Source organism: Telluria sp. ZB4P34 (genome assembly GCF_059686055.1).
In genome coordinates, this window is the sequence record NZ_JCASIF010000010.1 from 11,694 (window position 1) to 24,321 (window position 12,628).

Consider the following 12,628-nt stretch of genomic DNA (forward strand, 5'->3'; position numbering starts at 1 on the left):
ATTCTTATGTCCGATATCCTGAACAAGATCCTGGCCGTCAAGGCCGACGAAGTTGCCGCAGCGAAGAAGCGTCGCGACCTGGCCAGCCTGCGCCGCGAGGTGGAGAGCGACCTGGAAGCACGCCGCGCCATCCGTGGCTTCGAGAACAGCCTGCGCCAGCATATCGCTGCGGGCCGGGCCGGCATCATCGCGGAAGTGAAGAAGGCCTCGCCTTCCAAGGGCGTGCTGCGCCCGGACTTCCAGCCAGCAAGCATCGCACTAAGCTATGCCGAACACGGCGCCGCCTGCCTGTCGGTGCTGACCGACGTGCAGTTCTTCCAGGGCTCCGTGGACTACCTGCGCCAGGCACGCGCGGCCTGCACCCTGCCCGTCATCCGCAAGGACTTCATCGTCGACCATTACCAGGTGTACGAGGCGCGCGCGATGGGCGCGGATGCGATCCTGCTGATCGTATCGGCGCTCGACCACGGTCTGATGGCGGAACTGGAAGCCTGCGCGATCGAGCTGGGCATGGATGTACTGGTCGAGGTGCATGACGGCGAAGAACTGACGGCGGCGCTGAAACTGAAGACGCCGCTGGTAGGCATCAACAACCGCAACCTGCGCAGCTTCGAAGTGTCGCTCGAGACGACGCTCGGTCTGCTGCCCAGGATTCCGGCGGAGCGCCTGGTGGTGACCGAGTCGGGCATCATGGGCCCGGCGGATGTGCAGCGCATGCGAGAGGCGGATGTGCATGCCTTCCTGGTGGGAGAAGCGTTCATGCGCGCGCCGGAACCCGGGGTGGAACTGCAGCGCCTGTTCGGCTGACTGTACGCCAGCACCTGTCTTCACTGCTGATTCCATCGCCATTGCAACTCAGCGGAACTCCGGACGGCCTAAGCTTGCGTCGGAGAGCTGCAAAAGAAGAGGCAGGTAAACGGCGCCTGTCTCTTCCCGCGATGCCTGCCGGTCTGCCGGAAACGGTTCCAGCGCGCGAAGCGTCTAGTGCGATCCGCCGACAGCAGACGGTGCCGGCGGAATCACCCCTGCCTGTCCCGTACCCGGCGTTGCAATGGTTGTGGTCTGGCCCATCATCACCTGGAACACGTTCGGATAGTCATAGGCCGCGCCGGAGGCCATGTCCACGCCCGCGCCCACGACACCACCGAAGAGGACGTTGCCGAAGGCCATGCCCTTGGTCGACGACTTGACGGAAGCAAGGCCTGCTTCCATGCCCGGCTTCTCGCAGCGCACCGTCATGTCGCCGTAGGCGCGGCGCACGGTGACCGTACCCGGCGTCGTCACGTAATAGACCCCTTTGTCGTTCTCCAACTTGCACATGGCGCCATCCACTTTGCCGGTCGCTTGCAAGGTTTCGACCGAAACGATCTGGTTGGTGCCGCTGACGATGGAAGCACAACCGGTCAGGCTGGCGGCGACCCCGGCGATTGCAAGCGGAAAAATGGAGCGGAGAATGGTGGACATGTCGTTTCCCTGTCAGGAATACCGGCTCTCGGCCGGATTGTTATAGGAAGGACATTTATAAGGAAAGCGCACTGCGGAAGCAATATATATTTACCACGGGTAAATACTTGTTGCTTCAGCCTACCGGCGCCGGGCGTGCCGGCGCGAGAAGGGATTCACCGGCCGAGAACGTTCAACACCGCCAGGCTCATCGCCTGCGCGGCCGTCTTGATCGACGGCTCCGGCACCGGTGCATAGAAGGGAGAATGGTTGAATGCGATCGGCTTGCCCCCGGGACGCTCGGCATCGAGCACGGCCTTGGGGTCGTAAACGCCGGTAAAGAAGAACATCGAGGGCACGCCCTCGTTGACGAACAAGGAGAAATCTTCGCTGGCAGTCATGGCCGGCATGCGTTGGGCATTGGCGGCGCCGAAGGCGTCCTTGAACACGGCCTCGGTCTTGGCCACCAGCGCCGCGCTGTTAACGATGGCCGCGCCGCCGCTGATGAGCTGCACGTCGGGCGCCGGCGCCCCGGCCATGGCGGCGGAGGCGTTGGCGACGCGGCGCACGCCCTCCAGCAGCTTGGCGCGCACCGCCGGGCTGTACGAGCGGATGGTGCCGCGCACCTGCACGCTGTCGGGGATGATGTTGCCGACCGTGCCGCCCTGGATCGCGCCGATGGTCACCACGCCGAACTCCTTGGGATCCTTCTCGCGGCTCACTACCGTCTGCACGTCCACGACGAAGCGCGCGGCGATCGTGATCGGGTCGATCGACTTGTCCGGCGCCGAGCCGTGGCCGCCGCGGCCCTTGAACACGATCTCGATCGCGTCCGAGTTGGACGAGACGGGGCCGTCGTTGAAGCCGACGGTGCCGTGTGCCAGCGGCCAGGAATGCAGGGCAAACGCATAGTCCGGTTTGGGAAAGCGCTTGAACAGGCCGTCGTCCAGCATGGCTTTGGCGCCGGAGACGATCTCTTCGGCCGGCTGGGCGATGAAGACCAGAGTGCCCTTCCACTTCGCCTTCATCTCGGCAAGCGTGCGCGCCGTACCGAGCCAGCCCGCCATGTGGACGTCGTGGCCGCAGCTGTGGGTGACGAAGCTTTCGCGCCCGTCGCTCACGGCCCTGGCGCGGCTCGCATACGGCAGGCCGGTCTTCTCTTCCATCGGCAGGCCGTCCATCTCGGTGCGCACCAGCACCGTCGGGCCGGCGCCATTCTTCAAGACCGCCACGATGCCGGTCTTGCCGACCTTTTCCGTCACCTCGAAGCCGAGCTTGCGCATTTCAGCAGCCAGCTTGCCGGCCGTGCGCACTTCCTGGAAGGCGATCTCGGGATGGGCGTGCAGGTCCTTGTAGACCGTGTCGAGCCAGGGGTACATGGCGTTGACGCGGGTGCTGATGTCGGTTTTCAGTGCGGAGGGGAGTTGGGCGGATGCGGGTGCGGTGCACAGGGAAAGGACAGCGGCGATCAGGGCGGTTTTCAAATGAGCCTCAGGGCGGATTCTGGTTGAACGCGCGGTCGGCGGAGCCGACCACCCTACGGAAGGCGAAGCGGCAGCCACACCGCCGCATCTGGTCAGACGCTGCTCGGTCGCGTCAAGGCAGCCGACTTCTTGCCGGCGACGGCCTGCGACAGCGTGATGCAGGGCACCCGCTCGCCTTGCAAGGTGAGGTCGAAGGCCATCAGTTCGTCGCGGCGGAAGGCGTGCACGGTGACTTTGTCGCCGACGCGGTAGCGGCACAGCAGCGTGTCCACATTGGACGGGTTGCCGGTAGCGCGCAGGCCGTCGATGGCGATCACGACGTCGTGCGCCGACAGGCCGGCGCGGTGCGCGGCACCGCCTTCGTGCACCTGGGTCAGCTTGGCGCCCAGCGGGTCGCGGCCGATGCCGGCGTCCAGCGACGGCTTGCCGCCCTTGCGCTCGTCCACCAGCTTGACGCCGAACGGGGCGTACAGCTTGGCCAGCGGCAGGTCTTCGGTGCCGCGCACCCAGCGCTCGAACAGGGACCGCAGGCGCGCGCCGCCCACTTCGTCGAAGATCGCCTCGACCTCCGCTTCCGTCACGCCGCGGCCGGCGCCCTGGTAGAAGTCGCGTCCGAAGCGCTCCCACAGCGCCCGCATCACGTCGTCGAGCGACTTCGCACCGTTCGTCCTGGCGCGGATGGTCAGGTCGAAGGCCAGCCCGATCAGCGAGCCCTTGGTGTAGTAGCTGATGATCGCGTTCGGCGAGTTCTCGTCCTGGCGGTAGTACTTGCTCCAGGCGTCGAAGCTGGAATCGGCCACGCTCTGCTTGAGGCGGCCGCTGCCGCGCAGTACGCCGCCGACGGTCTTGGACAGCAGCTTGAAGTAGGTCGCTTCGCCGATGATCCCGGCGCGCACCAGCATCAGGTCGTCGTAATAGCTGGTGAATCCCTCGAACAGCCACAGCAGCGGCGTGTAGTTCTCCACCTGCAGGTCGTAGGGTGCGAAGGCGGCCGGCTTGATGCGCTTGACGTTCCAGGTATGGAAGTACTCATGGCTGCACAGGCCGAGGAAACGCAGGTAGCCTTCGCCCGGTTCGGCGCTCTTCGGGGTGGCCAGGCTCGGCAGGTCGGCGCGTGCGCAGATCAGGGCGGTGGAGGCGCGGTGCTCGAGGCCACCGTAGCCGTCGCCGACCGCCATCGTCATGAACACGTAGCGGTCCATCGGCGCGCGCTTCGCTTGCGGCTCGAAGAAGGCGATCTGCGTTTCGCAGATGGATTTCAGGTCCGCCTGCAGGCGCGCCAGGTCCAGGTTCGGTACACGGCCGGTGACGACGATGTCGTGCGGGATGCCGTGCGCCTTGAACGTGGCCAGCTCGAAGTCGCCCATCTCCACCGGGTGGTCGATCAGTTCGTCGTAGTCGCCCGCCACGTAGGTGCCGAAGCCATAGCGCTTGGCGCCCAGCTCCTTCATCGCGGTGGCGACGCGCCAGCCTTTGGCGACCGGGTCGCCCGGGCGCTGGATGTCGACCTGGTGGGCCAGGGCTTCCTGGCCCACCACGCGCAGGAACACGCTGGTACCGTTGAAGAAGCCGTGGGTCTGGTCGAGGTGGGCGGCGCGTACCGACAGGTCCCAGGCGTACACTTCGTAGTGCAGGGTCAGCGGACCGCTTGCCCGCGCGGCGCGCCAGGAATGCTTGTCGAGTTTCGTGAGCCCGACATCCGCCCCGCCGCTCTCGGCGCGGATGCGCACGATGTTGCGGGCGAATTCACGGATCATGTAGCTGCCCGGGATCCAGGCCGGCAGCGCGAAAACCTGCCCTTCGGGATCGGGCGCGGCCACCGTCACGCTGACGTTGAACAGGTGGCCGGCAAGGTCTTTCGGAACGATGGTGTACAGGATGGCGGGCTGCTCGGGCTTCTTTTTTTGGGAAGATTTTTTCATGTTGGTATGAAGGTCATGCGGCCGGAATATGCGCCCTAGTGTAATCGGATTCGATCAGGTCTGGAAAGAATGACATGCCTATCTCATGCCGGCAGGTCCGCGGGCGTGTCGATGTCGCGCAGGATGCCCGGATCGTTCACGGCGACTTCCCGTACCGGATGCGCCAGCAGCAGCCGGCGCGCGCCCTGGTCCCCGTGCATGGCGAGCAGCGCGACGCGATGAAGGGCGCTGAAGGCGACCGGATTGCCGCGCCTTCCCGCGTGTACGGGTACGGCAATGCCGGCACCGGCCAACACCGCGTCGCGCAGCAGCATCAGCGTGGATGCGTCGACCCAAGGCATGTCGCCCAGCCCTACCAGCCAGCCGTCGGCCGGCAGCGAGTGGCGCACGGCATGAGTCAGCGAGGCGCCCATACCGGTGTCGGCGTCAAGACACACGGTCACGTCGCAGCCGAGCGCGCGCAGGATGCCAGCCACGCCGCCGTCATCGGGCGGCACGACCGCAATCACGCGGGAACAGCAGGACAGGAGCAGGCGGCTACTCGCGGCCACCACCGGCTCGCCGCCAGGCAGCGCCTGGAGCAGCTTGTTGCGCGCGCCGAGTGGATCGAAGCGTCGGCCCCGGCCGGCGGCAAGCAGGATGCCGGTCAGGGCCTTCGTCATCAGGCCGAGGCCAGGTCGAACGGCAGCTTGCGCAGGCGCTTGCCGGTCAGCTGGAACACGGCATTGGCAAACGCCGGCGCCAGCGGCGGCAAGCCCGGCTCGCCGACGCCGGTGGGTTTGTCGTTGGACGGCACGATGTGCACCTCGACCTGCGGCATCTCGTGATGGCGCGCCACCACGTAGTCGCCGAAGTTCTGCTGCTCGACCACACCGTCCTTGAGCGTGATGGCGGCGCCCGGCAGGGTCATGCCCAGCCCCATCAGTGCGCAGCCCTGTACCTGCGCCTCGATCGACAGCGGGTTGACCGCCTGGTTGCAGTGGACGCCGGCGACCGCACGGTGCAGCTTGGGCACGCCGTCGACCACCGAGGCCTCGACCACCCAGGCAACCACCGTGCCGAAGGATTCGTGCATCGCCACGCCCCAGGCGCGGCCCTTCGGCAGCTTCTTCGTGCCGTAGCCGGACCTGGCCACCGCCAGGTCGAGCGCGGCGCGATGGCGCACGTGCTGTTCTCCCATCAGCCTCTTGCGGTAGTCGACGGGATCGACCTTGGCGATATGCGCCGCTTCGTCGATCAGCGTTTCCATGACATACGCCGTGTGGGTTGCGCCGACCGAACGCCACCACAACACAGGCACGTTCTGCTTGACGCCCTCCACCGCCAGGTTCAGCGGCACGGCATACGGCCGGCCCATCCCTTCGATGGTGCTGCCGTCGACGCCGTTCCGGACCATCATCGGCTCGAGCAGCGTGCCGGCCGCGATCGACTGGCCGACGATCTTGTGGTCCCATGCGACGATCTGGCCGTTCGCATCGATGCCGATGTCGGCGCGGTGCACATAGGCTGGGCGGTAATAGCCGCCGCGGATGTCGTCCTCGCGGCTCCACACCACCTTCACCGGGCCGGTCTTGCCGGCGGTACGCCAGGCCTTGGCGATGCGCACCGTGTCGCCGATCCAGTCCGAGGTCGGCACCGCGCGCCGGCCGAAGCCGCCGCCCGCCATCATCGTGTTGATCGTCACCTGTTCCGGCTTGAAACCGAGGAGCGTTGCGGCGACCTGCTGGTCCACGGTCTGGAACTGGGTGCCGGCCCAGATGACGCAGGAATCAGTCTTCAGGTCGACAACGCAATTGAGCGGTTCCATCGGCGCGTGCGCCAGGTAGGGGAATTCGTAGACCGCGGAGATCTTGTGGGCCGCGCCGGCCAGCTGCGACACGTCGGCCTTGCGCGCAACCGCGCCGCCCGGCGCGCTGGCCAGTTTGCGGTATTCCGCCAGTTGCTGCGCACTACCGACTTTCTCGACCGCGCTCGTATCCCACTCGACCTGCAATGCGTCGCGGCCCTGCTTGGCCGGCCAGTAGCCGTTCGCGAACACGGCCACGCCCCGGGCGCCACGGTCCAGGTCCACGTCCAGCACGGCGACCACGCCCTTGACCGCGCGGGCGGCTGCCGCATCGAACTTCGCCACTTTTGCGCCGAACACCGGCGGGCGCGCCACCAGCACGGTAAGCGTGTTCGCCGGCGCGAAGTCGATGCCGAACTGCTGGCGGCCATTCGACTTGGCGCGCGCGTCGAGTCGGCGCATCGGCTTGCCGATATAGCGGTAAGCCTTGGGCTCCTTCAGCGTCACGGTGGCCGGCACCGGCTGCTTCATCGCCGCCTCGGCCAGCGAACCATAGCTGGCCTTCTCGCCCTTCGGCCCCAGCACGACCCCGTTCGCGGTGCTGCACTGGCCCGGTTCGACCTTCCACTGTTCGGCCGCCGCGGCGATCAGCATGGCGCGGGCGCGCGCGCCGATCTCGCGGTACTGGTTGAAGCCCCGTGCGATGCTGGCCGAGCCGCCGGTGAGCTGAACGCCGATGGCCGGATCCTTGTAGGGCTCGCCCGCCGGCGCCAGCTCCCCGCGCATCTGCGCCCAATCGGCATCGAGCTCCTCGGCGATCAGCATCGGCAGCGCGGTGTTCACGCCCTGGCCGAACTCGAGGCGGTTGACGATGACGGTAACGGTGTTGTCCGGCGCAATCCGAAGAAAAGCATCAGGCGCATACACCTTGGCGCCACCGGTCTGGGCGAAGCTCTCCCCACCCGGCAGAAAAAATCCCAGCACCAGTCCGCCGGTGGCGGCGGCGCCGGTCTTCAGGAAGCCGCGGCGCGACAGCCCGGCGCCGGCTGCGCCTGCGAGGGAGGCACGGTCGATCCAGTCGAATTTCATGGCGCGCTCCTCAGGCGAGGGTCTTGGCGGCATCCTTGATGGCCGCGCGGATCCGTTGGTAGGTGCCGCAGCGGCAGATGTTGCCGCTCATCGCATTGTCGATGTCGGCATCGCTCGGGCGCTTGTTGGTGCGCAGCAGCGCCGCGGCGCTCATCACCTGGCCGCTCTGGCAGTAGCCGCACTGCGGCACGTCGTGCTTGACCCAGGCGTCCTGCACGGCCTTGCCGACCTTGTCGTTTTCCATCGCCTCGATGGTGGTGATCTTCAAGCCCTGCGCGCTCGATATCGGCGTGACGCAGGAGCGGATCGGGTTGCCGTCCAGGTGCACGGTGCAGGCGCCGCACAAGGCTGCGCCGCAACCGAACTTGGTGCCCGTCATGTTGAGGTTGTCGCGCAGCGCCCAGAGGATGGGCGTGCTCGGGTCGGCATCGACCTGGAGGTCGCGCCCATTGATATTCAATGTGACCATGTACTGCTCCCTGTTTGAACTACCCTGTTTTTGTTTGTAACGATCTTGCCTCGGTTGACGAGCATCGCACGCGATACGATCACCGGCTACCACCACTGCGGGGGGGAGGGCGTCATTCCAGGCGCTGCCCGAAACTATCCCGCCTGCCCTGCTACTTCAACGACTGCAGTTTTGCTTCCAGGCCCTTCAGGTCGATGGCGCCCGGAATACGCGAACCGTCGCTGAAGAAAACGGCCGGGGTGCCCTGGATACGCAGTTTCTGGCCGAGCGCCAGCACCTTGTCGTTCGGCGACTCGCAGGCGGCCGGCGTGTTAGGGGGCACCTTGTTGTTGATCATCCACTCATCCAGGGCCTTGACGCGGTCAGGCGCGCACCAGATGTTCTTCGACTTGACGAAGGAATCCTCGGACAGGATGTTGTACAGGAAGGTGTAGATCGTGATGTTGTCGACTTCCTTGAGCGTGGTCTGGCGCAGGCGCTTGCAGTAGCCGCAGTTCGGGTCCTCGAACACGGCGATGACGCGCTTGCCGTTGCCCTTCACCTGCTTGAGCGCGAGCTCGAGTGGCAGGTCGCTGAACTTGATCTTGTTGATCTCGTCGACGCGGGCGCGGGTCAGGTTGGTCGAGGTCTTGGTATCGTAGACGTGGCCGATGAACAGGTACTCGCCCTTCTTGTCCGTGTACAGGATGTCGCCCGCGACGCGCACTTCGTACAGGCCGGAATATGGGGTTTCGCGCACTGCTTCGATCTTGGCGCCGCCCAGGCGCGGTTCGAGCGCCTTGCGGATGCCTGCTTCGGTGGTGTTCTGCGCCTCGACGCAGGATGCGAGCAGGCCCGTCGCCAGCAGAACGGCGACCTTGGTTTTCAACATGACAATTCCTTCAAAGTTTACTTGCCCATTGCATGCGCCATCAGGCGGCGCTTAACGGCAGGCAATTTATCGAGCAAGTTTAATCCCAAATTACGCACCACGCGCAGGGGTTCGAGATTGGCGCCGAACAAACGTTCGAGCCCGTCGGTTGCCCATTGCATGAGCAGGACGTCTTCCTTGCGCTTGCGGGCGTAGCGGGCGAGCACGCGCTCGTCGGCGATGCCGCGCCGGTCCTCGCGCTTGCGCAGCACCTCGAGCAGGTCGACGATGTCCCCGAAACCCAGGTTCATGCCGTGGCCGGCCAGCGGGTGCACGGCGTGGGCGGCATCGCCCACCAGCGCCACGCGCGGCGCCACCACGGAATGCGGACGCACCAGCGCCAGCGGCACCGCCTTGACGGCTTCCGGCTGCAGGGGACGCAGGGCGCCGAGCTTCTCCTCGGCGTATTCGGCGAGGCGGATCGCCATTTCGCCGAGCGACTCGTCCATCAGGGTGTCGGCCAGCGTCTCCGGCGCCGACCAGACCAGCGAGACGCGCTTGCCCGGCAGCGGCAGCAGCGCGATGATGCCGTCTGCGCAGGTAAACCATTGATAGGCGACGCCGTGGTGCGGCTTGTCGCAGGCAAAATTGGTGACGATGGCGCGCTGGTGGTACATGCGGTAGTCGACGCCGATGTCGCACTGCCCGCGCACCCAGGATTCGCGCCCGTCCGCGCCGACCACCAGCTCGCAGGCGATCCTGGCGCCGTCGTCCAGCAGCACTGTTGCGCCGAGCTCGCTGCAAGTGAGCTCGCAGGCGCCGCCGGATACCATCTGGACGTTGGCGGCGAACTTGAGCGCCGCGTCCAGGGCGCCGTTCAGGTTGCTGTCCTCGACGATCCAGGCCAGCGTGCCGACATGCGCGCCGAAGGCGTCGAAACCGAGGTGCCCGCCCTGCTGGCCATCTCCCTTGATGTCCATGGCGTCCACCGCCTGCACCCGCGCCAGGTCGAGGGCGCCCCAGACCTTGAGCGAGGCGAGCAGGTCGTGCGCCGTGTGGTTCAGGGCGTAGACGCGCACGTCCCAGGGTTGGTCAGCCGCCGACGAAATGGGGGCGTGCTCCCCTTCCGGCGCCGGGCGGGCCGGCGGCACCAGCAGGGTGACGCTGTAGCCTGACTGGGCAAAACCGAGGGCGGCAGTCTTGGCAATGGCGCCGTTGCCGACGATGCAGACGTCGCTGCGATACTGGGCGGTGGTCGTATTCATGAAATACATTATAGCGAGATGTCAACAGCGCGCCCGGCCCTGCGTGGCGCATTCGGGGCTTGCGCGGATGAAAAACGCTGGCTATAATCATGCCTCTCTTGGCCTGGTAGCTCAGTTGGTAGAGCAGAGGATTGAAAATCCTTGTGTCGGTGGTTCGATTCCGCCCCGGGCCACCAAGATTCAGGAAAGCGCCACCTCCGGGTGGCGTTTTTGTTTCCAGAGGTTTCCCATGCACAGCCTGCCGCCCTGCCCGCAATGCCGCTCCATCCTGACTTACGAAGACGGGACCGGCCAGTACGTCTGCCCGGAATGCGCCCACGAGTGGCCGGTGCAGGCGGCGGCCGAAGCAGGACGGATCTGGCGCGATGCCTCCGGCAACATCCTGCAGGACGGCGATACGGTCACCGTCATCAAGGACCTGAAGCCGAAAGGCTCGGGTGGCGTGATCAAGCAAGGTACCAAGGTCAAGAACATCCGCCTGGTGGACGACGACCACGACATCGATTGCAAGATCGACGGCTTCGGCGCCATGAGCCTGAAGTCGGAATTCGTGCGCAAGGCGTAAAACCGGGCGTGCCCAATCAAAACGCCACCGCATGCGGTGGCGTTTTGCTTTACAGCGATGTTATTTACGCTGCGCTGCGGACTTGTCGCGCGGGGCGCGGAACTCCGACTCCGGCGCCCAGTTCGGCCAGCTGCCCGAGTTGGCGAGGTCGGCGCCCAGTGCGTACAGCAGCTCCAGGTCGCGGGCCAGGCCGGTGAAGGGCCAGCGTGGGTCGAAGTTGTCGGCGGGCTGGTGGTAATGCTTCTCGGTGTACGCCGTTTCGTCCGCCATGCCGGCCCGGGTGCCGCCCTCGACCCAGTTCTTGCCCGAACCGAAGGAAATCGCCGGCACACCGCGTTTGGCGAACGGGAAGTGGTCGGAACGGAAGAAGTAGCCAGCTTCCGGCTTCGGATCCGGGGAGTAGCTCATGTTCCAGCCCTTCGCCTTGGCCGTCAGCTGGTCGAGCAGCTCCAGTTTTGCGCTGCCCGAGATCGTGAAATCACGCGCCGGACCGTGCGGGCTCAGGGCGTCCATGTTGATCACGGCCACGGTCGATTCGAGCGGATACAGCGGATTCGACGCGTAGTACTCCGAGCCGAGCAGGCCCTTCTCTTCCGCCGTCACCGCCAGGAACACGACGCTACGCTGCGGCGCCGGCCCCTTGCCGTAGACGCGGGCCAGTTCCAGCATGGCGGCGATACCGGTCGCGTTGTCGACGGCGCCGTTATAGATCTTGTCGCCCTTGGCGTCCGGCTGGCCCACGCCCAGGTGGTCCCAGTGGCCGCTGTAGATCACGACCTGCTTCGGCTGCTTGCTTCCTTCGCGGATCGCCACCACGTTCTTCGACGTGACGACCTGGGACTCGGTCGTGTAGTCGGCCGACAGCTTGACGCCTTTCAGCTCGACCGGCTTGAAGTCGCGCGTCTGGGCCTGCTTCTTGGCCGCTTCGAAATCGAGTCCGGCCGACTTGAACAGGGAAGCTGCCAGGTCGCGCTGGATCCAGGCTTCCATCGGCGCATGCGACTTGCGCGGGTCCTTGCGCACCACGTCGTACATGACGTTGGTGTTCGAGTTCTGCACCGTCGGCCAACCGTAGGAAGCCGGCGCGGTCTCGTGCACGATGATGGTGCCGAGCGCGCCGCGGCGCGCCATTTCCTCGTACTTGTAGGTCCAGCGGCCGTACAAGGTCATGGCCTTGCCGCCGAAGTCGCCCTTCCCGGTTTCGAAGTCCGGGTCGTTGATCAGGACCACCGCCAGCTTGCCCTTCAGGTCCATGCCCTTGAAGTCATCCCATTTGCGTTCCGGCGCGGTTACGCCGTAGCCGACGAAGACCAGCGGCGCATCCTTGAAGGACACCTGCTTCAGCCCGCTCATCGAGGCGCGCACGGCCATGTCCGGCCCCTGCTTCAGCTCGCGGCTGGCGCCGCCTGCGGTGAGGGTCAGCTTCACCGGTCCCTTGATCTCGAAGCGGCCGAGCGGCACGTCCTGGGTCCAGGCGCGCTTACCGCCCACCAGGTCGCCGCCCGGCTGCAGGCCGGCAGCCTTGAACTGCTGCACCAGGTAGTCGACGGTCCTGGTTTCGCCGGCCGTATTCGGGGCACGGCCTTCGAATTCGTCCGAGGACAATACCTTGACGTCCTGCGCCAGGCGCTTGGGATCGAAACGCGGACCTTCGGCGGCCTGCGCGGCGGCTGCAGCCAGGCCCATCAGAACAAACGTAGCGTATTTCAACACGGTCTCCATTGTGTAATGTGTAGCAGGTAAAACAGTAGCACA

11 protein-coding genes and 1 tRNA gene are annotated in these 12,628 nt (G+C 65.9%); 3 read left to right on the plus strand and 9 right to left on the minus strand.

The window, feature by feature from the left end:
• The first annotated feature begins 6 nt into the window (after positions 1-6).
• On the plus strand, positions 7-807 hold the full coding sequence (gene trpC, locus AC56KL_RS16245; RefSeq protein ID WP_497181203.1) for an indole-3-glycerol phosphate synthase TrpC: 801 nt from the start codon (positions 7-9) through the stop codon (positions 805-807).
• Between the two features lie 174 nt (positions 808-981).
• Here the strand turns inward: trpC and AC56KL_RS16250 are convergent, their stop codons facing one another.
• From AC56KL_RS16250 to AC56KL_RS16285, 8 genes are all read right to left on the minus strand, one after another.
• Positions 982-1,464, minus strand: a complete 483-nt coding sequence (locus tag AC56KL_RS16250) for a hypothetical protein (protein WP_497181204.1) — start codon at positions 1,462-1,464, stop codon at positions 982-984.
• A gap of 155 nt (positions 1,465-1,619) precedes the next feature.
• Entirely contained in the window at positions 1,620-2,927 is a 1,308-nt protein-coding gene (locus AC56KL_RS16255; protein WP_497181205.1) for an amidohydrolase, read from the minus strand.
• Between the two features lie 92 nt (positions 2,928-3,019).
• Positions 3,020-4,849: a M61 family metallopeptidase gene (locus AC56KL_RS16260; protein ID WP_497181206.1), complete on the minus strand. Its 1,830-nt coding sequence runs from the start codon at positions 4,847-4,849 to the stop codon at positions 3,020-3,022.
• An 83-nt stretch (positions 4,850-4,932) separates the two neighbouring features.
• Entirely contained in the window at positions 4,933-5,511 is a 579-nt protein-coding gene (locus AC56KL_RS16265; RefSeq protein WP_497181207.1) for a nucleotidyltransferase family protein, read from the minus strand.
• Entirely contained in the window at positions 5,511-7,724 is a 2,214-nt protein-coding gene (locus AC56KL_RS16270; RefSeq protein WP_497181208.1) for a xanthine dehydrogenase family protein molybdopterin-binding subunit, read from the minus strand. Before AC56KL_RS16270 ends, AC56KL_RS16265 begins: the two co-directional genes overlap by 1 nt.
• A gap of 10 nt (positions 7,725-7,734) precedes the next feature.
• Positions 7,735-8,193, minus strand: a complete 459-nt coding sequence (locus AC56KL_RS16275) for a (2Fe-2S)-binding protein (protein ID WP_497181209.1) — start codon at positions 8,191-8,193, stop codon at positions 7,735-7,737.
• 151 nt (positions 8,194-8,344) lie between these two features.
• Complete coding sequence (locus AC56KL_RS16280) at positions 8,345-9,064, minus strand: DsbC family protein (RefSeq protein WP_497181210.1); 720 nt, start codon at positions 9,062-9,064, stop codon at positions 8,345-8,347.
• 17 nt (positions 9,065-9,081) lie between these two features.
• Positions 9,082-10,317: an FAD-dependent monooxygenase gene (locus tag AC56KL_RS16285; protein ID WP_497181211.1), complete on the minus strand. Its 1,236-nt coding sequence runs from the start codon at positions 10,315-10,317 to the stop codon at positions 9,082-9,084.
• Positions 10,318-10,408: 91 nt separating this feature from the next.
• Between AC56KL_RS16285 and AC56KL_RS16290 the strand changes: the two genes are divergently transcribed.
• Together AC56KL_RS16290 and AC56KL_RS16295 are read left to right on the plus strand one after the other, a co-directional pair.
• A tRNA-Phe gene (locus tag AC56KL_RS16290) sits at positions 10,409-10,484 on the plus strand.
• 53 nt (positions 10,485-10,537) lie between these two features.
• A complete protein-coding gene (locus AC56KL_RS16295) occupies positions 10,538-10,873 on the plus strand; it encodes a zinc ribbon domain-containing protein YjdM (RefSeq protein ID WP_497181212.1) in 336 nt (111 codons plus the stop codon).
• Between the two features lie 60 nt (positions 10,874-10,933).
• On the opposite strand, the gene AC56KL_RS16300 is transcribed toward AC56KL_RS16295, so the two are convergent.
• Positions 10,934-12,583, minus strand: coding sequence for a M28 family metallopeptidase (locus tag AC56KL_RS16300; protein WP_497181213.1), 1,650 nt, complete (start codon positions 12,581-12,583; stop codon positions 10,934-10,936).
• Positions 12,584-12,628 lie beyond the last annotated feature (45 nt).

What these genes read in the sequence shown, in the direction of transcription:
- trpC (WP_497181203.1), top strand. Translation starts at nt 7, where the DNA reads ATGTCCGATATCCTGAACAAGATCCTGGCCGTCAAGGCCGACGAAGTT.
- AC56KL_RS16250 (WP_497181204.1), bottom strand. Translation starts at nt 1,464, where the DNA reads ATGTCCACCATTCTCCGCTCCATTTTTCCGCTTGCAATCGCCGGGGTC.
- AC56KL_RS16260 (WP_497181206.1), bottom strand. Translation starts at nt 4,849, where the DNA reads ATGAAAAAATCTTCCCAAAAAAAGAAGCCCGAGCAGCCCGCCATCCTG.
- AC56KL_RS16265 (WP_497181207.1), bottom strand. Translation starts at nt 5,511, where the DNA reads ATGACGAAGGCCCTGACCGGCATCCTGCTTGCCGCCGGCCGGGGCCGA.
- AC56KL_RS16270 (WP_497181208.1), bottom strand. Translation starts at nt 7,724, where the DNA reads ATGAAATTCGACTGGATCGACCGTGCCTCCCTCGCAGGCGCAGCCGGC.
- AC56KL_RS16275 (WP_497181209.1), bottom strand. Translation starts at nt 8,193, where the DNA reads ATGGTCACATTGAATATCAATGGGCGCGACCTCCAGGTCGATGCCGAC.
- AC56KL_RS16280 (WP_497181210.1), bottom strand. Translation starts at nt 9,064, where the DNA reads ATGTTGAAAACCAAGGTCGCCGTTCTGCTGGCGACGGGCCTGCTCGCA.
- AC56KL_RS16285 (WP_497181211.1), bottom strand. Translation starts at nt 10,317, where the DNA reads ATGTATTTCATGAATACGACCACCGCCCAGTATCGCAGCGACGTCTGC.
- AC56KL_RS16295 (WP_497181212.1), top strand. Translation starts at nt 10,538, where the DNA reads ATGCACAGCCTGCCGCCCTGCCCGCAATGCCGCTCCATCCTGACTTAC.